21 protein-coding genes are annotated in these 22,114 nt (G+C 69.7%); 5 read left to right on the forward strand and 16 right to left on the reverse strand.

The window, feature by feature from the left end:
- Entirely contained in the window at positions 1 to 1,194 is a 1,194-nt protein-coding gene (locus ACFSKW_RS10295; protein ID WP_379571613.1) for a cytochrome P450 family protein, read from the forward strand.
- Between the two features lie 49 nt (positions 1,195 to 1,243).
- Here the strand turns inward: ACFSKW_RS10295 and aspS are convergent, their stop codons facing one another.
- The 3 genes from aspS to ACFSKW_RS10310 are packed head-to-tail and all read right to left on the reverse strand — an operon-like array spanning position 1,244 to position 4,919.
- Positions 1,244 to 2,983, reverse strand: a complete 1,740-nt coding sequence (gene aspS / locus ACFSKW_RS10300) for an aspartate--tRNA ligase (RefSeq protein WP_379571615.1) — start codon at positions 2,981 to 2,983, stop codon at positions 1,244 to 1,246.
- A complete protein-coding gene (gene hisS / locus ACFSKW_RS10305; protein ID WP_379571617.1) occupies positions 2,980 to 4,239 on the reverse strand; it encodes a histidine--tRNA ligase in 1,260 nt (419 codons plus the stop codon). The genes aspS and hisS overlap by 4 nt, the downstream gene beginning before the upstream one ends.
- Positions 4,239 to 4,919: an MBL fold metallo-hydrolase gene (locus ACFSKW_RS10310; protein WP_379571619.1), complete on the reverse strand. Its 681-nt coding sequence runs from the start codon at positions 4,917 to 4,919 to the stop codon at positions 4,239 to 4,241. Before ACFSKW_RS10310 ends, hisS begins: the two co-directional genes overlap by 1 nt.
- A 139-nt stretch (positions 4,920 to 5,058) precedes the next feature.
- Between ACFSKW_RS10310 and ACFSKW_RS10315 the strand changes: the two genes are divergently transcribed.
- The 4 genes from ACFSKW_RS10315 (at position 5,059) to ACFSKW_RS10330 (ending at position 9,623) form a co-directional block, all read left to right on the forward strand.
- A complete protein-coding gene (locus tag ACFSKW_RS10315; protein ID WP_379571621.1) occupies positions 5,059 to 5,913 on the forward strand; it encodes a peptidylprolyl isomerase in 855 nt (284 codons plus the stop codon).
- Positions 5,914 to 5,951: 38 nt separating this feature from the next.
- Positions 5,952 to 7,202: a DUF349 domain-containing protein gene (locus ACFSKW_RS10320; protein WP_379571623.1), complete on the forward strand. Its 1,251-nt coding sequence runs from the start codon at positions 5,952 to 5,954 to the stop codon at positions 7,200 to 7,202.
- A gap of 322 nt (positions 7,203 to 7,524) precedes the next feature.
- Positions 7,525 to 8,580: a TOMM precursor leader peptide-binding protein gene (locus tag ACFSKW_RS10325; RefSeq protein WP_379571625.1), complete on the forward strand. Its 1,056-nt coding sequence runs from the start codon at positions 7,525 to 7,527 to the stop codon at positions 8,578 to 8,580.
- Positions 8,577 to 9,623 (forward strand): hypothetical protein, encoded by a 1,047-nt coding sequence (locus tag ACFSKW_RS10330; protein ID WP_379571627.1) that lies wholly within the window; start codon positions 8,577 to 8,579, stop codon positions 9,621 to 9,623. The genes ACFSKW_RS10325 and ACFSKW_RS10330 overlap by 4 nt, the downstream gene beginning before the upstream one ends.
- Here the strand turns inward: ACFSKW_RS10330 and ACFSKW_RS10335 are convergent.
- The 13 genes from ACFSKW_RS10335 to ACFSKW_RS10395 all read right to left on the reverse strand — a co-directional run bounded on the left by ACFSKW_RS10335 (position 9,601) and on the right by ACFSKW_RS10395 (position 22,106).
- Entirely contained in the window at positions 9,601 to 11,898 is a 2,298-nt protein-coding gene (locus tag ACFSKW_RS10335; RefSeq protein WP_379571629.1) for a RelA/SpoT family protein, read from the reverse strand. The genes ACFSKW_RS10330 and ACFSKW_RS10335 overlap by 23 nt on opposite strands.
- 74 nt (positions 11,899 to 11,972) lie before the next feature.
- Positions 11,973 to 12,494, reverse strand: a complete 522-nt coding sequence (locus tag ACFSKW_RS10340) for an adenine phosphoribosyltransferase (RefSeq protein WP_379571631.1) — start codon at positions 12,492 to 12,494, stop codon at positions 11,973 to 11,975.
- 155 nt (positions 12,495 to 12,649) lie between these two features.
- Positions 12,650 to 13,657, reverse strand: coding sequence for a protein translocase subunit SecF (gene secF, locus ACFSKW_RS10345; protein WP_379571633.1), 1,008 nt, complete (start codon positions 13,655 to 13,657; stop codon positions 12,650 to 12,652).
- Position 13,658: 1 nt separating this feature from the next.
- The gene (gene secD, locus ACFSKW_RS10350; RefSeq protein WP_379571635.1) at positions 13,659 to 15,452 is read right to left on the reverse strand and encodes a protein translocase subunit SecD; all 1,794 of its coding nucleotides are present in this window, start codon (positions 15,450 to 15,452) and stop codon (positions 13,659 to 13,661) included.
- A gap of 42 nt (positions 15,453 to 15,494) precedes the next feature.
- On the reverse strand, positions 15,495 to 15,896 hold the full coding sequence (yajC, locus tag ACFSKW_RS10355; protein ID WP_379571637.1) for a preprotein translocase subunit YajC: 402 nt from the start codon (positions 15,894 to 15,896) through the stop codon (positions 15,495 to 15,497).
- 312 nt (positions 15,897 to 16,208) lie between these two features.
- On the reverse strand, positions 16,209 to 17,225 hold the full coding sequence (gene ruvB, locus ACFSKW_RS10360) for a Holliday junction branch migration DNA helicase RuvB (protein WP_379571639.1): 1,017 nt from the start codon (positions 17,223 to 17,225) through the stop codon (positions 16,209 to 16,211).
- A gap of 49 nt (positions 17,226 to 17,274) precedes the next feature.
- Complete coding sequence (ruvA, locus tag ACFSKW_RS10365; protein WP_379571641.1) at positions 17,275 to 17,895, reverse strand: Holliday junction branch migration protein RuvA; 621 nt, start codon at positions 17,893 to 17,895, stop codon at positions 17,275 to 17,277.
- Complete coding sequence (gene ruvC / locus ACFSKW_RS10370; protein WP_379571643.1) at positions 17,892 to 18,419, reverse strand: crossover junction endodeoxyribonuclease RuvC; 528 nt, start codon at positions 18,417 to 18,419, stop codon at positions 17,892 to 17,894. The genes ruvA and ruvC overlap by 4 nt, the downstream gene beginning before the upstream one ends.
- A 216-nt stretch (positions 18,420 to 18,635) precedes the next feature.
- The gene (locus tag ACFSKW_RS10375) at positions 18,636 to 19,784 is read right to left on the reverse strand and encodes a GNAT family N-acetyltransferase (protein ID WP_379571645.1); all 1,149 of its coding nucleotides are present in this window, start codon (positions 19,782 to 19,784) and stop codon (positions 18,636 to 18,638) included.
- Between the two features lie 43 nt (positions 19,785 to 19,827).
- Positions 19,828 to 20,580, reverse strand: coding sequence for a YebC/PmpR family DNA-binding transcriptional regulator (locus ACFSKW_RS10380; RefSeq protein WP_379571647.1), 753 nt, complete (start codon positions 20,578 to 20,580; stop codon positions 19,828 to 19,830).
- Positions 20,581 to 20,583: 3 nt separating this feature from the next.
- A complete protein-coding gene (gene pdxT / locus ACFSKW_RS10385; RefSeq protein WP_379572097.1) occupies positions 20,584 to 21,108 on the reverse strand; it encodes a pyridoxal 5'-phosphate synthase glutaminase subunit PdxT in 525 nt (174 codons plus the stop codon).
- Positions 21,109 to 21,224: 116 nt separating this feature from the next.
- The gene (locus ACFSKW_RS10390; RefSeq protein ID WP_379571649.1) at positions 21,225 to 21,950 is read right to left on the reverse strand and encodes an endonuclease/exonuclease/phosphatase family protein; all 726 of its coding nucleotides are present in this window, start codon (positions 21,948 to 21,950) and stop codon (positions 21,225 to 21,227) included.
- A gap of 33 nt (positions 21,951 to 21,983) precedes the next feature.
- Complete coding sequence (locus tag ACFSKW_RS10395; protein WP_379571651.1) at positions 21,984 to 22,106, reverse strand: hypothetical protein; 123 nt, start codon at positions 22,104 to 22,106, stop codon at positions 21,984 to 21,986.
- Positions 22,107 to 22,114 lie beyond the last annotated feature (8 nt).

Raw genomic sequence — 22,114 nt, forward strand, 5'->3', positions numbered from 1 at the left:
GTGCCGGACAAACTTCCATTCGAGTTCCTGTTCACGCCCGAGTTCAGCAGGAACCCCTACGCCGTCTACACCCCGTTGCGAGGTCAGGGACCGGTCTTCCCGATCGACTTCCCGCCCGGCTTCGAGGCGTACCTGATCATCGATCACGAGCACGGCAGGGCCGCGCTGAACGACCCCCGCCTGTCCAAGGACATGCAACGGTTCGGCGACTACTTCAGGGCGATCGCCACCGAGGACGACATCCTCTTCGACTCCAACATGCTGTCGGTCGACCCGCCCGACCACACGCGGCTGCGCAGGATCGTCTCCAAGGCCTTCACCCCGCGCAGGGTGGAGGAGCTGCGTCCCCGCGTCCAGCAGATCACCGACGAGCTGATCTCCTCCTTCGACGGCGGCACGGCCGAACTGCTCGACGAGTTCGCCTTCCCGCTGCCGATCATCGTGATCTGCGAGTTGCTCGGCGTGCCCGCCGACGACCGCGACCTGTTCCGCGAGTGGTCGGCCCTGCTGGTCAACCCCACCTTCGAGCCTGAGGAGGTGGAAAGGCGCAGGGCGGCTGCCCGGGCGACGACCGCCTACTTCCGCGAGCTGAGCAAGGAGCGCAGGGCCGAGCCACGCGAGGACCTGATCAGCGCGCTGGTCGCCATGGACGAGCTGACGGAGAAGGAGCTCATCTCCACACTCAGCCTGCTGCTCATCGCGGGCCACGAGACGACCGTCAACCTCATCGGCAACGGCGTGCTCGCGCTGCTGCGCAACCGCGACCAGCTCGACCTGCTGCGCGCCAAGCCCGAGCTGCTGCCGAACGCGGTCGAGGAGTTCCTGCGCTACGACGGCCCCGTCGAGCGCTCCACCCCGCGCTTCGCCGCCGAGGACCTGGAGATCGCGGGCACCCGCATCCCACGGGGCTCCATGGTCCACATCTCGATCGGCGCGGTCGGCAGGGATCCGTCGGTCCACGCCGATCCTGACACGCTCGACATCACCCGCTCCGACAACAGGCACATGGCCTTCGGGCACGGCATCCACTTCTGCCTCGGCGCCCCGCTGGCCCGTATGGAAGGCCAGATCGCCATCGGCACCCTGCTCGACCGGCTGCCGGGCCTTGAGCTCGGGTGCACGGAGGAGGAGCTGAGCTGGCGGCTGACCGGCTCGGTCGTCCGCGGTCTGTCCCGGCTTCCCGTCCGCTTCTGAACGGCGATGAGCCGGTACGGCAGGCGTACCGGCTCATCGACCCGCCGGACTAGGCCTCCTCGTCCTTCGGCTTGGCGTCGACGCCGGCTTCCTTGCGCTGCTCGTCGGTGATCGGCGTCGGCGCGCTCGTGAGCGGGTCGAAGCCCGAGGCGGTCTTCGGGAAGGCGATCACGTCGCGGATCGACTCACCGCCCGACAGCAGCATGCAGATCCTGTCCCAGCCGTAGGCGATGCCGCCGTGCGGGGGCGGGCCGTACTTGAACGCCTCCAGCAGGAAGCCGAACTTCGACTCGGCCTCCTGCTTGGAGATGCCGAGCACGTCGAACACGCGCTGCTGCATCTCGGCGCGGTGGATACGGATCGAGCCGCCGCCGATCTCCATGCCGTTGCAGACCATGTCGTAGGCGTAGGCCAGCGCCTCGCCCGGGTGGTCCTGGAAGTTGTCGGCCCACTCGGGCTTCGGCCCGGTGAACGGGTGGTGGACCGCGGTCCAGCCGCCCTCGCCGTCCTCCTCGAACATGGGGGCGTCGACCACCCACAGGAACGACCACTGCGACTCGTCTATCAGGCCGCAGCGGCGGCCGATCTCGAGCCTGGCCGCGCCGAGCAGGTCGCGCGAGGTGTTGCGGGGGCCGGCGGCGAAGAAGATCGCGTCACCCGGCTCGGCGCCCACCTTGTCCGCCAGCCCCCCGGCCTCGGACGGCGACAGGTTCTTGGCGACGGGGCCGCCGAGCGTGCCGTCCTCCTGCACCAGCACATAGGCCAGGCCGCGGGCGCCGCGGGACTTGGCCCACTCCTGCCAGCCGTCCAGCTCCTTGCGGGTCTGGGAGGCCCCGCCGGGCATGACGACGGCGCCGACGTAGTGGGCCTGGAAGACGCGGAAGGTGGTGTTCGCGAAGTACTCCGTCATGTCGACGAGCTCCTGGCCGAAGCGCAGGTCAGGCTTGTCGGAGCCGAAGCGGGCCATCGCGTCGGCGTAGGTCATGCGCGGCAGCGGCGTGGGGATCTCGTAGCCGAGGATCTCCTTCCAGACCCTCCCGATCAGCGCCTCGCCGATCCCGATGACGTCCTCCTGGTCCACGAAGGACATCTCGACGTCGATCTGGGTGAACTCGGGCTGCCTGTCGGCGCGCAGGTCCTCGTCGCGGTAGCACTTGGCCAGCTGGTAGTAGCGCTCCAGTCCGCCCACCTGCAGCAGCTGCTTGAACAGTTGGGGCGACTGGGGAAGCGCGTACCACTTGCCCGGCTGCAGCCGTACCGGCACCAGGAAGTCGCGGGCGCCCTCGGGCGTCGAGCGGGTCAGCGTCGGCGTCTCGACGTAGACGAAGCCGTGCTCGTTCATGACCTCGTTGGCCAGGTAGGTCGCCTTGGAGCGGACCCGCATGGCGTGGGCGACCTGCTGGCGGCGGATGTCGAGATAGCGGTAGCGCAGGCGCGCCTCCTCCGACACCCCCGTGCTGCCCTCGATGGGGAAGGGCAGCGGCGCGGCCTCGCTCAGCACCTCGACCGTGGTGGCGACGACCTCGATCTCGCCGGTGGGCAGGTCGGGGTTGGCGTTGCCCTCGGGACGGACCCTGACCTCGCCGATCACCTTCACGCAGTACTCGTTGCGCAGGCCGTGGGCGTCGTCCTCCTCGCGGAAGACCACCTGCGAGGAGCCGGAGGCGTCGCGAAGGTCGATGAAGACCACCCCGCCGTGGTCACGGCGACGGGCCACCCAGCCCGCCAGCGTCACCTGCTGCCCGGCGTGCTCCTTGCGGAGCTCCCCGGCCTTGTGCGTGCGAATCACTGCAGCTTTCCCTTCAAGACGTCAGCGACCTGGGCCAGCGGCACCTCGGTCTGCTCAGCGGTGGTCAGGTCCTTCACTTGCACGGCTTGCGCCGCCAGGTCACGATCGCCGAGGATCAGCGCGAACCGGGCGCCCGAACGGTCGGCGCCCTTCATCGCGCCTTTCAGCCCCTTGCCCCCGAAGGCCATGTCGGTCGCGAGCCCGGCCCTGCGCAGCTCCTCGACGAGCAGGAACATCCTGCGGCGCGCCTCGTCACCCAGCGGGACACCGTACACCTGGACGCGGCTGTCGGCGGTGTCGCCGAGCAGACCCTCGGCCTCCATCGCCAGCAGCGTGCGGTCGACGCCGAGCGCCCAGCCGACACTGGGCAGCGAAGGGCCGCCGAGCATCTCGCTGAGCCCGTCGTAGCGCCCGCCGCCGCCGACGGCCGACTGCGACCCGAGCCCGCCGTGGACGAACTCGAAGGTGGTGCGGGTGTAGTAGTCGAGGCCGCGCACCAGGCGCGGGTCGTCGGTGAAGGGCACCTCGCAGGCGGTCAGCAGGCCGCGGACCTCCTCGTGGTAGGCCTTGCACGACTCGCACAGGTGATCGATCACCAGGGGCGCGCCCTTGAGCTGCTCCTGCACCTCGGGGCGCTTGTCGTCGAGGACGCGCAACGGGTTGATCTCGATTCTGGCCCTGGTCTCCTCGTCGAGGTCGAGCACGCGCAGGAAGTCCTGCAGCGCGGCCCGGTAGACGGGCCGGCACGTCTTGTCGCCGAGGGAGTTGAGCAGCAGCGTCACCTCGCGCAGGCCGAGGTCGCGGAACCCGCGCCAGGCCAGCACGATCAGTTCGGCGTCGAGTGCCGGGTCCTCGGCGCCGAGCGCCTCGGCCCCGACCTGCCAGAAGTGGCGGTAGCGGCCCTTCTGCGCGCGCTCGTAGCGGAACTGGCTGCCGGAGTACCACAGCTTGACCGGCAGCTGGCCCGTGTGCAGGTTGTGCTGCAGGACGGCGCGCACGACGGGGGCGGTGCCCTCGGGGCGCAGGGTCAGCGACCTGCCCGCCTTGTCGGGGAAGGTGTACATCTCCTTGGACACGACATCGGTGGACTCGCCGACGCCGCGTTTGAACAGCTCGGTGTCCTCGAAGACGGGCGTCTCGATGTAGCCGTAGCCCGCCTGCCGGACGGGGGAGACGAGTGTCTCGCGCACGGCGAGGACCCGCTCGGAGCGGGGCGGCAGCCAGTCGAAGGTGCCCTTGGGTGCTTGGAAAGTCATCAGATCCCTCGTGTGGGACCGGCGTGCGGCGCAGCTTCCTTGAGATAAGGGTTGGAAGCGCGCTCGCGGCCGATCGTGGTCTGCGGTCCATGGCCCGGCAGGACGACCGTCTCGTCCGGCAGCGGCAGGCACTTGGCGGCCAGGCTGCGCAGGATCGTCGGGTAGTCGCCGCCCGGCAGGTCGGAGCGGCCGATGGAGCCGGCGAACAGCAGGTCTCCCGAGAACATGATCTCCTCGGGCGGCAACCTGAAACTCACCGACCCCCTGGTATGGCCGGGGGTGTGGTCGACCACGAACTCCATCCCGGCGAGCTCCATGACCGCGCCGTCGGACAGCTCGCGCACGTCGTCGGGCTCGCTCAGCGTGATGCCCCCGAACAGCTGGCTCGAGGTCGGCGACCAGCCGGCAGCGGGGTCGCTCAGCAGGTGGCGGTCCTCGGGGTGGATCCACGCGGGGACGTCGCGCGCGCCGCACACGGGGGCGACCGACCAGACGTGGTCGAGGTGACCGTGGGTGAGAAGGACCGCGACGGGCTTCAGCCGGTGCTCGCGCAGCAGGTCGTCGACGCCGTCGACCGCGTCCTGGCCGGGATCGACGATGACGCACTCCTCGCCGGCGGCCGGCGCCACGAGGTAGCAATTGGTCTGGAACGCCCCTGCGGGGAAGCCTGCGATGAGCATCTGCCTCGGCTGAGTCTCGTCAAGAAAGCGGATGAGAATGTAACCGAAGCGTACCGGTGCTGGCCGCCGGGCTGCGAACCATTACCGGTTGGCCGATACGATTCGCCCACCTCAGTTGATTCGATAGGGAGGCAAAGCGGTGTCCACGGGCAAGGACCGCCAGCGTCAGCTGGCACGTGAGCACTACGAGCGGCAGATGCAGCGTCGTGTCGAACGCGAAACCAAGGCCAAGCGCACCGCCGTGATCGGATCGACCGTGGGCGTCCTGGTGGTCGTGGGCGGCGTGATCGCCGCGGTCACCCTCCTCGGCGGTGGCGACGACACCTCGGCGTCCGAGACGCCCTCGGCCGCGCCCTCCGCCTCGGCCTCGGCCGTGGCGGGCCCCAAGCCCTTCGACCCCGCGACGGGCGAGTGCGGCTACCTCGCCGACACCAGCGGCACGGTCAAGGACGTCGGACTGCCGCCCGCCAAGGCGGAGGCCAAGGACGCGACCATGACGCTCAAGACGAGCCAGGGCGACATCGTCGTCGAGCTCAACGGCGTCAAGGCCCCGTGCACCGTCAACTCGCTCAAGCACCTGGCCGCCAAGAAGTACTACAACGGCAGCAAGTGCCACCGTCTCGGCAGCGCGCAGTTCCCGATGCTGCAGTGCGGCGACCCGACGGCCAAGGCCGACGGCAAGGCGCAGGGCGACGGCCAGGGTGGCCCCGGCTACCGGCTGGCCGAGGAGAACCTGGAGGGCGCCACCTACAAGCGCGGCGTCATGGCGATGGCCAAGACCAGCGAGCCCGGCACCACGGGCAGCCAGTTCTTCCTGGTCTTCGGCGACATCGGGCTGAGCCCCGACTACACGCCTGTCGGTACCATCACGAAGGGTCTCGACATTCTCGACAAGGTCAACAAGGCGGGCGTCATCACTCCTGGTCCGGACGGCACCGGCGCACCGAAGGAGACGGTCGAAATCAAAGACGTGACAATCTCTGCCAAGAGCTGACGTAATACAACTAGGGGCAGTAGTCCCCGAAGGGTCTGATGAGAGTGCGGGAGGACACGGTGAGCACCGACCCGTGGGGCCGGGTAGACGACGACGGCACCGTCTACGTGCGTACGGCCGAGGGAGAGCGGGCCGTCGGGTCCTGGCAGGCCGGTGAGCCCGAAGAAGCGCTGGCCTACTTCCACCGCAAGTACGACGAGCTGGCGGGCCAGGTCCAGCTGCTCGAGCAGCGTGTCAAGGGCACCGACCTGGCTCCTGCGCAGGCCGAGGCGACCATCGTCAAGCTGCGCGAGGCCGTGGCCGACGCGCATGCCATCGGCGACCTCGGCGCGCTCGTCCAGCGCCTCGACGCGCTGACGGAGCTGGTCGCCAAGCGCCGCGAGGAGGTCAAGGCCGCGCGCGACGTGGCCAGGGCCGAGGCCAAGGCGGTCAAGGAGCGCATCGTCGCCGAGGCTGAGCGGATCGCCGACGAGACGACCCACTGGAAGTCCGGTGGCGAGCGGCTGCGCCAGCTGGTGGAGGAGTGGAAGGCCGCCGAGCGCATCGACCGCGTCACCGAGGCCGCCCTGTGGAAGCGGCTGTCGGCCGCCCGCACGGCCTTCGCCAAGCGGCGCAAGGCCTACTTCGCGGGGCTCGACGAGCAGCGCGAGGGCATCCGCGCCTACAAGGAGCGGATCGTGGTCGAGGCCGAGGCGCTGGCCGACTCCACCGACTGGGGCCAGACGGCCGCCGTCTACCGCGAGCTCATGCAGCAGTGGAAGTCGGCGGGCAGGGCCTCGCGCGAGGCCGAGGACGAGCTGTGGGGCCGTTTCAAGGCCGCGCAGGACCAGTTCTTCCAGGCCCGCTCGGCGGTCTTCGCCGAGCGGGACGCCTCGCTGGCGGCCAACGCGGAGGCCAAGGAGGTGCTGCTGGCCGAGGCGGAGAAGATCCTTCCCGTGACCGACCCGCGTGCCGCCCGGGCCTCGCTGCGCACGATGCTGGAGCGCTGGGAGGCCGTCGGCCCCGTGCCGCGCGAGCAGCGCGACAAGCTGGAGGGCGGGCTGCGCCGCATCGACGAGGCGGTCCGCAAGGCCGAGGAGGCGGAGTGGAAGCGCTCCAACCCCGAGGCGAGGGCGCGCGCGCAGAGCGCGGTCGACCAGCTGCGCGCCTCCATCGAGCAGTTGGAGAAGAAGCTCGGCAAGGCCCAGGCCGCCGGGCGCGCCAAGGACGTCAAGGACGCCGAGGAGGCGCTGGCGGCCCGCCGTTCGTGGCTGCAGGAGGCCGAGCGCACGCTCGCCGAGTTCAGCTGATCTCGCGGCTCCGGGCGGGTGCGCCGCCCGGAGCCTGTCAGGCCGATTTCCCGCCGCATACGTTCTGAGATTCAACCTTTCCTGATTTCTTCGGAAAAACCCCGAAAAACGTGATCACAGAGGGTCATTGGGCCTCCCCCTTTTTCCCTTTTTCTTCTTAAGATCACAGGGCTCTCAGAGGTATCGGCGAAAGGGGTCAAGATGACGATCGAGATCAAGCCCGTCGAAGAGGTGGAGACGACCGGTAACAGCAACAGCTGCTGAACCCGTTCGTGCGGGGCCTCGACAGAGGTCCCGCACCACCTCTCTTGGAGCCCCGCCCATGCGCGAACGGATTCAGGTGAATCCGGCGTTCCCCTTGTACATCGACGACTCCCGCGAACAGGTCCGGCTCGGCGACTTTCCGCCGACCGGCCGCGTGCTCTCCTCCGCGGAAAAGCCGCTGCGCGAATTGTTCAGGCTCTGCGCGAAGCGTCCTCGTTCGAAGGAGGAGCTTTACCGGCTGCTCGACGGCGTCACCCCCGGCGAGATAGACGCGGCCGTCGGGCAATTGCTCGCCGCCCGCCTCCTGGTCACCGAGAGCGATCTGTCCGCGCTGACCGCCGACGACCGCCTGTCCAGGCAGGCGCTGTTCCTGTCGATGTTCCATCCGGCCGGCCGGGCGGTCACCGCCATGCGCGAGCTCGCCGACCTGCGGATCACCGTGCTCGGCGCGGGGGCCATCGGCGGCGCGGTCGCCGTCCAGCTCGTCACCGCGGGTGTGCGGCGGCTGACGCTCGTCGACGACGACCGGGTCGAGCCGTCCAACCTGCACCGCCAGCACCTCTACACCACCGCCGACATCGGCAGGCCCAAGGTCGGCGCGGCCGCCGCCAGGCTGCGCGCGCACCGGCCCGACGCGGAGATCGCCGAGATCGAGCGCCGCGTCGAGGGCCCGGACGACGTCCCCGTCGAAGGCGCGGACTTCGTGGTCAACACCGTCGACACCCCGCAGCCGCACATCCTCCGCTGGGTCAACAGGGCCTGCGTCCGGGCGGGCGTGCCGTTCGTGACCGGGGGCTTCAACCAGCACGTCGGCCTGATCGGCCCGCTCGTGGTGCCGGGCACGACCGGTTGCCTCGCCTGCAGGGAGCGCACGCTCGCCGAGCGGTACAGCTCGGCCGAACTGCCCACCGCCGACAACGCCGGAAGGACGATCCCCGCCTTCGGCCCCCTTTGCGCGGCGGTCTCGGGCCTGCTGGCCGCCGAGACCGTCCGTCACCTGACCGGCACGGGCCCGCCCGCCATCGAGGGCAGGACCGTCCACCTGGATCTGCTCGACCTGACCACCACCGCCCACGCCTTCGAGCGCCTCCAGGACTGCGAGGTCTGCGGGTGAAGCCCGACCTGACCTTCCTCAGCGTGGTCGAGGACGGCCCCGACGACTACGTGGTGGGCAACGGGGCCAGGTTCGTCAACGTTCCCGGCATCGCCGCGAAGGTGCTGGCGCTGCTGGACGGCACCAGGACCGTCGAGGAGGTCAGGAAGGAGGTGCTGGAGCGCCACGGTGCCGACGTGGACGTGGCGGCCTTCGTGGGCGGTCTGGACGGCCTGGGGCTGCTCCAGGAGCCCGACCTCCCGCCGAGCCCCTGGGACCGTGTCAGGCCCGTGCACGTGCGCTGGCTCTTCTCCCCCGCCGCCAACGCCGTCGTCGCGCTGGCGGCGCTCGCCGCCGTCGCCGCCGTGGTGGCCAGGCCGCGGATCGCGTCCGGCATGTCGGGGCTGGTCTGGTCGGACAGCCTGTCGTTCACGCTGGCGTTCGCGGTCGGCTCCTGGGTGCTGGTCCTCGTCCACGAACTCAGCCACATCCTCGCCGCACGCTCGCTCGGCGTGCGTGCGCAGCTGTCGCTCGGCACCCGCCTGCAGTTCCTCGTGGTGCAGACCAACGTCACCGGCGTCTGGCGGCTGCCCCGCCGCGCCCGCTACCGCGCCCACCTGGCGGGCATGCGCACCGACCTGTTCCTGGCCGCGTGCGCCGCCTGCGCGCTGTACGTCGCCGAGAACGCCGTGGCCCGCCTGGTGCTGGCCATCTGCGCCTCGCAGATCGTCTGGCAGTTCCTGTTCTTCATGCGCACCGACGTCTACTACGCCTTCGCCAACGCCACCGGCAACAAGAACCTCATGGCCGACGCCCAGGCCTACCTGCGCCACCGAGGCGCGGACACCCCGCGCGGCGTGCGGGTCTACGCCTGGTTCCTGATCGCCGGCCGAGTGCTGGGCCTGGCGTTCCTGCTCGGCTACACCGTCCCGATCACGCTCGCGGTGTGCGGGCAGGCCTTCGCCGAACTCGGAACCTCGGTGCAGCCCGTGCTCACGCTGGCGATCGTCGCCTTCGGCTGGGGGCTCTACCTGTGGGTCTTCATCCGCCAGAGGCTCCGCTGACCCGGTAGACGTCGTAGACGCCCTGGATGCTGCGCACCGCCTTGAGCACGTGGCCCAGATGCTTGGGGTCGCCCATCTCGAAGGTGAACTTGCTGACCGCCACCCTGTCGCGGGAGGTCGTCACCGACGCCGACAGGATGTTGACGTGCTGGTCGGACAGCGTGCGCGTGACGTCCGACAGCAGTCGCGGCCGGTCGAGCGCCTCCACCTGGATCGCCACCAGGAACACCGAGTCCTCGTTCGGCGCCCACGTCACCTCGACGAGCCGGTCGGGCTGCTCCTTCAGCTGCTCCACGTTGGAACAGTCGGAGCGGTGGACCGACACGCCGTGGCCGCGGGTGACGAAGCCGACGATCTCGTCGCCGGGCACGGGCGTGCAGCAGCGCGAGAGCCGCACCCACACGTCGGAGTCGCCCGCCACCACGACCCCGGCGCCGCCACCGCCCCTGGGACGGCGGCTGAGCCTGGTCGGCAGCGAGACCTCGGCGATGTCCTCCTCGGCGCTGTCGACGCCGCCGATGGAGGCCACGAGCTTCTGCACGACCGCCTGCGCGGCGATGTGCCCCTCGCCGACGGCCGCGTAGAGGGCCGACACGTCCGGGTAGCGCAGGTCGCGGGCGAGCGCCAGCAGCGCCTCGCCCGACATGAGCCGCTGCAGGGGCAGGCCCTGCTTGCGCATGGCCCTGCCGATGGCCTCCTTGCCCGCCTCGATCGCGGTCTCGCGGCGCTCCTTGGAGAACCACTGCCTGATCTTGTTGCGGGCGCGGCCCGACTTGACGAACTTCAGCCAGTCGCGCGAGGGACCCGCGTCGGGAGACTTGGAGGTGAAGATCTCGACGGTGTCGCCGTTGCCCAGGCGCGACTCCAGCGGCACCAGACGGCCGTTGACGCGGGCGCCGATGCACCGGTGTCCGACCTCGGTGTGGACGGCGTAGGCGAAGTCGACCGGCGTCGCCCCCTCCGGCAGCGCCACCACCTGGCCGCGCGGGGTGAAGACGTACACCTCCGACACCGACAGGTCGAAGCGCAGCGACTCCAGGAACTCTCCCGGGTCGGAGGTCTCCTTCTGCCAGTCGAGGAGCTGGCGCAACCACGCCATGTCGCCGCCCGGCTTGACCTTGCCCGAAGGGCCGGGTGTGCCGGCGTCCTCCTTGTACTTCCAGTGGGCCGCCACGCCGTACTCGGCCCTGTGGTGCATGGCGTGGGTGCGGATCTGCAGCTCGACGGGCTTGCCCTCGGGGCCGATCACCGTGGTGTGCAGCGACTGGTACATGTTGAACTTGGGCATCGCGATGTAGTCCTTGAACCGGCCGGGCACCGGGTTCCACCGCGCGTGGATCGTTCCGAGCGCCGCATAGCAGTCGCGGACCGAGTCGACCAGGACCCTGATGCCCACCAGGTCGTAGATGTCGTCGAAGGCCACGTCGCGGGCGATCATCTTCTGGTAGACCGAGTAGTAGTGCTTCGGCCTGCCCTTGACCACCGCGCGGATCCTGGCGTCGCGCAGGTCCGCCGAGACCTTCTCGATGACCTCCTGCAGGAACAGGTCCCTGCGCGGGGCCCGCTCGGAGACCATGCGGGCGATCTCGTCGTAGCGCTTGGGATAGAGCATCGCGAACGCGAGATCCTCGAGCTCCCACTTGATCGTGTTCATGCCCAGGCGGTGGGCCAGCGGGGCGAAGATCTCCAGCGTCTCGCGGGACTTCTGCTGCCTCTTGTGCTCCGGCAGATAGCGCATCGTGCGCATGTTGTGGAGGCGGTCGGCGAGCTTGATGACCAGCACCCTGATGTCGCGCGACATCGCCACGACCATCTTGCGCACGGTCTCGGCCTGCGCGGCGTCACCGAACTTGACCTTGTCGAGCTTGGTGACGCCGTCGACGAGCAGCCCGATCTTGTCACCGAAGTCGCCACGCAGCTCGTCCAGGCTGTAGGCGGTGTCCTCCACCGTGTCGTGCAGGAGAGCGGCGCACAGCGTCTCGTCGTCGGTGCCGAGCTCGGCCAGGATCGTCGCCACGGCCAGCGGATGGGTGATGTACGGGTCGCCGCTCTTCCGCTTCTGGTCGCGGTGATGGTAGGCGGCCACGTCGTAGGCACGCTCGATGAGGCGAAGATCCGCCTTGGGATGGGTGGCGCGGACCGTCCTGAAAAGCGGCTCCAGCACCGGATTCATGGCCCCACCCCCAAACCGTCGTCGACGCACCGCTGGAACGCCGGACCCTCCATCGGAATTTCCGGCGTCGGTTACGTCGGGCACGACTACCTCACGGGGCACACAGACTCCTTACGTTCGAGTCCAGATCCCTCAGTGTATCCAGGTGTGTCACCCGCGCGTCGGCCGGTCGGCAATCACACGATCACGAGCGCCCGCAGGTCGATGTCCGCCAGCCGCTCACGGCCCTTCAGGAAGGCCAACTCCATGAGGACGGCGACGCCGACGACCTCGGCACCCGTCCTCCTGATCAGCTCCACCGTCGCCTCGGCCGTGCCGCCCGTGGCCAGCACGTCGTCGACGATGAGAACGCGGTCGCCGGGCTCGAACGCGTCCTGGTGCACCTCGATGGTGGCCGAGCCGTACTCCAGGTCGTAGGAGGCCTCCAGGGTCGCGGAGGGCAGCTTGCCCTTCTTGCGGACCGGCACGAAGCCCGCGTTGGCGCGGCAGGCGGCGGGGGCGGCCAGGATGAAGCCGCGCGCCTCGATTCCCACGATCTTGTCCACGCCGGGGAAGAGCCCCGCGAGCGCGTCGACGACCGCGCCGAAGGCCTGCGGGTCGGCCAGGAGCGGGGTGATGTCCTTGAACACGACGCCCGGCTTCGGGTAGTCGTTGACGTCCCTGATCCGGTCGAGGATCAGCTGGCTCAGCTCGCTCACGTCGGGCTCTCTCCCTCATCGTCTGGTGCGTCCGTCTGCCGGACGCATCACCTTCCCACACACCCGCCCCGCCGACGACACCGGACCCGTCCGGCCGGTGGCAGGGCGACGCCCCCGTCCCCGATGAGGGAGCGAGGGCGTCGAAGGTGGAGCGGTCAGTTCTTGGCGGTGGCGGGCCGCTTGGCGCCGCCCTTGCCCCCGCCGGTGGAGGCCAGGCGCTTGGCGATCGCCTGGTACCTCGGCTCGCGCTCCTTCAGCGTCACCAGCAGCGGCGTGGCCACGCACAGCGAGGAGTACGTGCCGACGAGCATGCCGACGAACAGGGCGAGCGAGAGGTCCTTCAGCGTGCCCGCGCCGAGCACCGTGGTGCCGATGAACAGGATCGCCGCCACCGGCAGGATGGCGACGAGCGAGGTGTTCAGCGACCTGATCAGCGTGTGGTTGAGCGCGTCGTTGGCGGCCATCGTGTACGTCTTCTTGGAGGTCGTGCCGAGCTTGGCGGTGACCTCCTTGATCATGTCGAACACGACGACCGCGTCGTACAGCGAGTAGCCCAGGATCGTGAGGAAGCCCAGCATGGTCGCAGGGGTGACCTCGAAGCCCGACCACGCGTAGATGCCCGCGGTGATGACCAGGTCGTGGATCAACGCGACGATGGCCGCCAAGGCCATCTTCGGCTCGAAGGCCATGCTCAGGTACAGGATGATCGCGAGCATGAACACGCCGAGGCCGATCCAGGCCTTGTTCGCCACCTCACCGCCCCACGAGGCGCCGATCGAGGTGATGGAGATCTGCTTGGCGTCGACGCCGAGATCCTCGGAGACCGACTTCTGCACCCTGCTGAGGTTGGCCTCGTCGAGGGTCTCGGTCGTCACGCGCCAGCCGGCGGTGCCGGCCTGCTGCACGATCGGCTGGTGGACGCCCGCGTCGGTCATGGTCTCGCGGACCTGCTCGATGGTGGCCTTCGGCGCGGTGAAGGAGAACACCGAGCCGCCCTTGAACTCCACGCCCAGGTTGAGCGGGCTGCCGTGGGTGACGGCGCTGAAGACCAGACCCGCCATGGAGAAGGCGATGAGGAAGGCCGAAAGGCCGTACCACAGCTTCCTGCGGCCGACGAAGTCGACGTCGATCTCGCCTCGGTAGAGGCGACGCCCGAGTCCCATGTCAGGCCTCCTGCGGGGTGGTCGTACGAACAGTCTCCGGCCCCATGCGCTCGGCGTCGAGACCGGAGAGCTTGTGACCCTTGGCGAAGAACTTCAGCCTCGCCAGCAGCGCGATGAACGGCTTGGTGAACAGGAACACCACCAGCACGTCGATGAGCGTCGTGAGGCCCATCGCGAAGGCGAATCCGGCCACGCCGCCGACCGCCAGGAAGTAGAGCACGATGGCGGCGATGAACATGACCGCGTCGGCGATCAGGATCGTGCGCCGCGCGCGCACCCAGGCCACCTCGACGGCGGCGCGCAGCGTGCGCCTGCCCTCCTTCATCTCGTCCCTTATTCGTTCGAAGTAGACGATGAAGGAGTCGGCGGTGATGCCGATCGAGACCACCAGACCGATGATGTGCGGCAGCGACAGGCCGAAGCCCGCGTAGGTGCCGAGCAGCACGACCGCCTCGTAGGTGATGATCGAGGCGACCACGAGGCTCAGGACCGCGACCAGGCCGAGGCCCCTGTAGTAGAGCAGCGAGTACAGGACCACCAGGCCGAGACCGATGGCGCCGGAGATCAGGCCGCCCATCAGCTGGTCCTGGCCGAGCGTCGAGGAGATCGTGTCGATCGAGCTGCGCACGAACTTCAGCGGCAGCGCGCCGTACTTCAGCTGGTCGGCCAGCTGGGTCGCGGTCTGCTGGGTGAACCCGCCGCTGATCTCGGCACGCCCGCCGGGGATCGGCTCGTTGATGTTCGGGGCGGTGATGACGACACCGTCGAGGACCACGGCGACCATGTTGCGCGGCGGCTGGGCCTTGTAGGCCTCGGTGGTCAGGGTCGACCAGGCCGTGGCGCCCTTGGCCTTGAAGTTGAGCTGGACGACCCACTGGCCGGTGGTCTGCTGCACGCCGGCGCTGGCGGTGTCGATGTCGGTGCCGACGACCCTGGCCTTGTCGAGGATGTACTTGGCGGTGCCGTCCTCGTCACAGGTGACGTACGGCTTGCTCGGGTCGTCCTGGACGCCCTGGCCCTTGTTCTTGGCGCAGTCGAGCTCGTTGAACTGCTTGACGAGCGCGGGGTCGATGCCCGCGAGCGCGGGGTCCTGCGACGGCTGGGCGCTCGGCTGGGCACTGGGCTGCGCGCTCGGCGTCGCCTTGGCGTTCTTGCCCTTGTCCTGGCCCTTGCCGTCCTGGCCGTTGTCCTGCCGGCCCTTGTCCTGGCCCTTCTGCTCGGCACCGGCGGTGGCAGAGGGCGACGGGTTGGGCGAGGTCAGCGCGGACGACAGGGCCTTGCCCGTCGGCGAGGCGCTGGGCGACGGGGCGTTGGCCGACGGCTGGGCGCTCGGCTGTGCGGAAGGCTGCCCGCTCGGCTGGCCGCTGCCCGAGGGCGTGGGCGCCTGGGTGGGCATGGTGCTCGGCTGCGGCTGGGCCGCCTCGGCGGCCAGAACCTGGCGGAAGCGCAGCTCCGCCGTGGTGCCGACCAGCTTGATGACCTCGTCCTTGCCCGCGCCGGGAACCGAGATGACGATGTTGTCGCCCGACTTGGCGACCTCAGCGTCGGAGATTCCGGTGCCGTTCACCCGGTCACGGATGATGTTGACGGCGAGGTTGAGGCTCTCTTCAGAAGGGGGAGAGCCGTTCGGTGTGATCGGCGACAGAGTCGCCGTCGTGCCGCCCGCGAGGTCGAGTCCGAGCTTGGGCGTGAACGCCGGGTGCAGGAACATCGCCCCGCTCATGGCGAGGATGAGCGCCAGGAGCAACAGGAGCGTGCGCCCCGGCTTGCTCTGGCCGCTGGTCGGTCGGGCCACTGGTCGTCTGTTCTTTCAGTTAGAGGTTTGCCGCAAGCCTAGTCAGGACTTCTTGCTATTCGTGTCCTCATCGTTGTTGCGGTCGACCGGCTCGTCGACTCCGTCGGAGTCCTTGGTCTCAACCGTCTCGGGCGCAGTCGTCTCGGAGACCGCCGTACCGGCGATCTTGTCGTCGGTGGTCGGGGTGAGGACACGGCCGACGGCCGCCTTCACCCAGCGGGTCTCCACGCCGGGCGCGACCTCCAGGATGACATCCTCGTTGTCAACGGCGACCACGGTGGCGAACAGACCAGTGGTGGTCATGACCCTTGCGCCGGGCGCCAGGGAGTTCTGCATCTGAACGGCTTCCTGCTGCCGCTTGCGCTGCGGCCTGATGAGCAGGAAGTAGAACACCACTACCAGCAGGACAAGCGGCAGGATGTTCATGAGCGTTGCTGAGTCCACGAGGGCGACCTTCCATCGTCTATCAAAGATGATGACACCGGCTTCGAGCCGGAAATTCCATGCGTTGCGTCGAGGGCCGCGCCGCTCAGCCCGTCAGCTTACACAGCCAGCCAAGCCACGGAGTGTAGGCGGTTGTTGCGAAACCCGGCAACGAGGCAGCGGTTCGGCGCGCGGGGAAGTTCCCAATTCGCAATGCTTGCAACCGTTCTGTGACCCCGGGTGCCGCCCCTCAGGACGGCGGGCCGTCAGGTTCCATCTTGACAGAACACGCCCGAGCTTGACAGAAGCACGCCCGCGGATCAGCACGTCAGATCAGAAAGGCGCCTCCGGCGGCGGGGTGAGCCCCAGGTGAAGCCAGGCGGCGCTGGTGGCGACCCGCCCGCGCGGCGTGCGGGCCAGCAGCCCCTGGCGCACCAGGAACGGCTCGGCCACCACCTCCACCGTCTCCGGCTCCTCTCCCACGGCCACCGCCAGCGTCGAGAGCCCGACGGGTCCGCCGCCGAACTTGCGCAACAGCACGCCGAGCACCGCCCGGTCGAGCCGATCGAGGCCCTCGGCGTCGACCTCGTAGAGGTTGAGCGCGGCCGAGGCGATGTCGCGGGTGATGACACCGTCGGAGCGGACGTCGGAGAAGTCGCGCACCCTGCGCAGCAGCCGGTTGGCGATACGGGGCGTGCCGCGCGAGCGCCTGGCGATCTCGTGCGCGCCCTCGTCGGGCAGCGACACCCCAAGCAGCCTGGAGGAGCGGCGCAGCACCTGCTCGAGCTCGGCCACCTCGTAGAAGTCCATGTGAGCGGTGAAGCCGAACCTGTCGCGCAGCGGGGCGGGCAGCAGGCCCGCCCTGGTCGTCGCCCCCACGAGCGTGAAGGGCGCGATCTCCAGCGGGATCGCGGTCGCCCCTGGCCCCTTGCCGACGATGATGTCGACCCTGAAGTCCTCCATCGCGAGGTAGAGCATCTCCTCGGCGGGGCGGGCCATCCGGTGGATCTCGTCGATGAACAGCACCTCCCCCTCGGTCAGCGTCGACAGGATCGCCGCCAGGTCGCCCGCCCGTTCCAGCGCGGGACCCGAGGTGATCCGCAGCGGGGCGCCGAGCTCGGCTGCGACGATCATGGCGAGGGTGGTCTTGCCCAGCCCGGGCGAGCCGCTCATCAGCACGTGGTCGGGCGGCCTGTCACGTTTGACGGCGCTCTCCAGCACCAGCGACAGCTGTTCGCGCACCCGCGCCTGACCGATGAAGTCGGCCAGCCGTTTCGGCCGCAGCGCCGCCTCGATCTGCAGCTCGTCGCCCTCGGCGTCAGGCGACACCAGGTCGCGCTCGATGCTCACCGCTTCTCCCTATCGCCGTTCGCGCGGTCGCGCCAGGCCCCCGGCCGCCTCATCGGACGCTCAGCGCCCGGAGCGCCGCCTTCAGCAGCGCGGCCACCTGCGGCTGCCTGCCCGCGACGACCTCGGCGTCGGCCTGCGGCTCCACCAGGGCGATCGCCTCGTCGGCGTCTCTGGTGGAGTAGCCGAGTCCGACGAGGCCGGAGTGGACCTGATCGCGCCACAGCGGGACGGCGCCGTGGCCGTTGAGCGCGGCGTTGACCGCCTCCTGCGGGGTGCCGAGCTTGTCCTTCAGCTCCAGCACGATGCGCTGGGCGCCCTTCTGCCCGATGCCGGGGATCCTGGTGAGCGCTTTGAGGTCGGCCGAGGCGACAGCGAGGCGCAGCGAGTTGGGCGTGTGGACGGCGAGCATGGCCAGCGCCAGCTTCGGGCCCACGCCACTGGCCGTCTGGACCAGCTCGAAGACCGTGCGTTCGTCGTCGGTGGCGAAGCCGTACAGGGTGAGTGACTCCTCCCTGACGACGAGGGAGGTGGCCAGCCTGCCGTGCTCGCCGACCCGGAGGGTGGCGAGCGTGCCCGGCGTGCAGTGCACCAGCACGCCCACCCCGCCGACCTCGAGCACGGCCGCGTCGGGCGCGAGCGCCGCCACGACCCCGGAAACCGACGCGATCACAGCGCACGTCCTCTCGATGCCTTGGCCAGCGCCTCGGCCAGTCTGTTCTGGGTGCCGCCCCGCCACACGTGGCAGATGGCCAGGGCGAGCGCGTCGGCCGCGTCGGCGGGTTTGGGCATCTCGGCCAGCCGTAGCAGCCTGGTGACCATGGTGCCGATCTGCTTCTTGTCGGCGGTGCCGCTGCCGGTGATGGCGGCCTTGACCTCCGAGGGCGTGTGGAGGGCCACGGGCAGGCCGCGCCTGGCGGCGCAGAGCACCGCGATGCCGGCCGCCTGCGCGGTGCCCATCACGGTGCGGACGTTGTGCTGGGCGAAGACGCGCTCGACGGCGACCGCGTCGGGGCGGACGTCGTCGAGCCACCGCTCGATGCCGCGCTCGATGTCGACGAGCCTGGCGCCGAGCTCGTCGTCGGCCGAGGTGCGCACGACGCCGACCGCGACGAGCGTCAGCGGCGCGCCGGGGCGGCCCTCGACGGCTCCGAGGCCGCATCTGGTCAGCCCTGGGTCGACGCCCATCACCCGCACGGCCCGCCCTCCGTTCGCTGCCGAACATCTGTTCGGCAGCGAACTCTACCCTGGTTGGGCGGGCGGCGCACGGCGAACACGCGTCGGGGGGGCGGGCGGGACGCCGGTCCAGGCCGGGGGCCGAAGGCGCCGGCGTCGAACAAGCGGATCTCGTCGGCATCCTCGCGCAGCCCGAGTCCGAGCGTGGTGGCGGCGGGAGCGGAGAGGCGGGGAGGATCAGAAGTAGTCGAGCATGTAGGGGGTGCCGGCGAACGCCGCGTCCAGCGCCTCGTCGAACTCCTCGGGGCCGGACAGCAGGCCGCCGAGCCGGAGCGTCGAGGTCGGGATCCCGGCGTACAGCGCCGACAGGCCGTTGACGGTGAAGCGCGGCCCCTCCCCCTCGGTGGCGCCGGCCGTGCCGGAGCCTCCGGAGATCTCCAGCCGCCAGGTGCCGGTGTTGGCAGGCCGCTCCGGATCCTCGACCGTGACCAGGGCGTTCGCCGAGACCACCGAGGGGAAGCCGCGCCTGGCGATCGCGTCGGCCACGTCCACGACGCGGAACATCCACCGCGTCCTCTTGACCTCCTCCTTCCCCCGCTCACGCAGCAGCCACAGGACGGGGTCGTCGGGCGCGACCACCGCCGTGACCTTCGTGGCGACCGAGGAGGAGGTGCCGACCAGCGACCACAGCGCGCGGGCGGTCGCCGCCGAGCCTGCGACGAGATTGTCGACGGCGATGTCGCCGTCGTCCCACGTGTAGGTGACGAAGCCGTCGTCGGCCAGGTACAGGAAGTCGTCCTCGTCGCCGAGGAAGTCGCGCCACGCGGCCTCGTCCCAGCAGATGGGGCCGCTGGCGCGGTTGGCGGCGTGGACCCGGCCGACGATCGCGATCACCTCGGCGGCGTCGCCGGGTCCCATCCTGCGCAGCTTGACCGGTTCGGTGGGGCGGATGGTGCGCAGCGCCTCCGGAGACAGCGTGACGACGTTCTCCGCGCCCGCGTGCTCCCAGCCGAGCGAGCGGTAGATCGGCGTGGTGGCGGGGTAGAGGGCGGAGACCGCGTCCCCGAGTTCGGCGGCTCTGGCGAGGATGGCGCGCATGAGCCGCCTGCCCACGCCGCGCCCGCGGTCCTCGGGGTTGACGACCACGCCCGCGATCCCCGCCATCGGCTGCGGCCTGCCGTGCCACCACTGGGTGAAGCCGGGCAGCCGGCCTGCGGCCGCCAGCCTGGAGCCGTCGAAGACGCCCAGGTAGCGCCCCCGCTCCATGGTGGCCCGCGCCGTCGCACGCCAGGCGTCGACGGTGTCGTCGGGCACCGGTCCGAAAGATCGCTTACGGGTGTCGAGGACGGCGTCGAGGTCGTCCGGCGTCAGGTCACGAATGTCCACAGCAGGTCAACCTACGCACCGCGGGACACGCCTGGCGAACCGTTTAGGCGTCGAGCTTCTCCATGATGTCGTCGCTCACGTCGAAGTTGGCCCAGACGTTCTGCACGTCGTCGCTGTCCTCCAGCGCGTCGATCAGACGGAACACCTTGCGCGCGCCGTCCTCGTCGAGCGGGACGTTCATCGTGGGAAGGAAGCTCGACTCGGCCGAGTCGTAGTCGATGCCCGACTCCTGCAGCGCCTTGCGCACCGGCACCAGGTCACCGGCCTCGGAGACGACCTCGAACGACTCGCCCAGGTCGTTGACCTCCTCGGCACCCGCCTCGAGCACCGCGACGAGCACGTCGTCCTCGGACAGCCCGTTCTTGGGCACGATCACGACGCCCTTGCGGTTGAACATGTACGACACCGAGCCCGGGTCGGCCAGCGAGCCGCCGTTACGGGTCAGCGCGACGCGCACCTCGGAGGCGGCGCGGTTGCGGTTGTCGGTCAGGCACTCGATGAGCACCGCGACACCGCCGGGCGCGTAGCCCTCGTACATGATGGTCTGCCAGTCGGCGCCGCCCGCCTCGAGGCCGCCACCGCGCTTGCGGGCGCGCTCGATGTTGTCGTTGGGCACCGAGTTCTTCTTCGCCTTGAAGATGGCGTCGAAGAGGGTGGGGTTGGCATCCGGGTCAGGGCCACCGGTCCTGGCCGCCACCTCGATGTTCTTGATGAGCTTGGCGAAGAGCTTGCCGCGCTTGGCGTCGAGTGCGGCCTTCTTGTGCTTCGTCGTCGCCCATTTGGAGTGGCCGGACATTACCTAGAGCTCCCTCACCATGTTGACGAAATATTCATGCACGCGTGTGTCCCCGGTCAGCTCCGGGTGGAACGATGTTGCGAGCAGCGGCCCCTGGCGGACCGCGACGATCCTATCCCCAGGGGGAGCGGTCGCCAGCACCTCGACCTCAGAACCCACCGATTCCACCCATGGGGCGCGGATGAAGACGGCGTGCACGGGGGCGCCGGCGAAGGACAGGTCCGACTCGAAGGAGTCGACCTGGCGGCCGAAGGCGTTGCGCCTGACGACCATGTCGATGCCGCCGATCGTCTGCTGCCCGTCGATCCCGTCCTGGATCCGGTCGGCCAGCATGATCATGCCCGCGCACGAGCCGTAGGCGGGCATGCCCTCCTTGACGCGCAGCCGCAACGGCTCGAGCATCTCGAAGATCTCGGCGAGCTTCCACATCGTGGTGGACTCCCCGCCGGGGATGACCAGCCCGTCGACGGTCTCGAGCTCGGCGGGCCTGCGCACGGCCATGGCCTTCGCGCCCGCCTCCTCCAGCATGTGGACGTGCTCGCGCACGTCTCCCTGGAGTGCGAGTACACCGATTGTGGGCACGGTCGTCCTTCCTTCGTGGTCCGGGTTCCCCTGATTCAACACCAGAGCGGTCCGTGCTCTTCCTACAGGGCCACCCTGACCGCCATCGGCAGATGGTCGGAGCCCCCGGTCTCCGCGCCGACCCAGCACCGCAGCACCCGGCCCTTCGGCGCGAAGAGATAGTCGATCTTGCGCTTCTTCACGTAGGTCCACCGCATGCGCGGATCGCACTCGTCGTAGAAGCCGTAGGCGGCGACCCTGCCGGGCGTGAGGTTCAGGTCGCCGCCGAAGACACTGGTGTGGCCCGCCTTCGGCGCGGCCGCCATCAGCTGCCTGACCTGCCTGTGCCGGTACGGCGCGCCGCGTTGCGCGTCGTCGTTGGCCATGCCGGACGACAGGTGGGTGCCGCAGGCCCGCACCTTGACGGCCGCAATCGTCGCGCACAGCGCGGCGCGCCTGGCGAACCAGGGCGGGGAGGTCAGCGGCACGGTCTCGAAGTCGGCCGCGTGGTCGGCGACCGCCACCGTGACGCTCTGCGCGCCCCTCGGGCGGCCGTTCCTGTCGGGGTGGCACTCGTACGGCCTGCCCTCCGCCGTCGTCAGACCCCATGACCTGACGGTCCAGCTCCGTCCTGTCCGCCATTCGAGCCACTGCTCGAGCGTGCCCGTGGCGCCGGTGCAGAATTCCTGCAGGAAGATCACGTCAGGATCGCCGAGAAGGCGGTCGCTGATGTGCCAGGCCAGTTCCTGCGGGCTCCTGCGGTACAGCTCGCAGGCCGCGTTGGTGCCCGTGCAGACGTTCCAGGTCATCACCGTGATGATGGCTTGATCCAACATGAACCGCTATGCAACCACTTCCTGGAAGGTGTGGTCCATGTCCACGCGGGCCAGGGGGCGCAGGTGGTGCCTCCTGGCGTACAGGACGGCGATGCCGGCCAGGCAGCACACCGCCCCCAGCGTGTACATGATTCTCC

It is taken from the genome of Nonomuraea mangrovi (genome assembly GCF_042681425.1).
In the GTDB taxonomy this organism is placed as follows: Bacteria; Actinomycetota; Actinomycetes; order Streptosporangiales; family Streptosporangiaceae; genus Nonomuraea; species Nonomuraea mangrovi.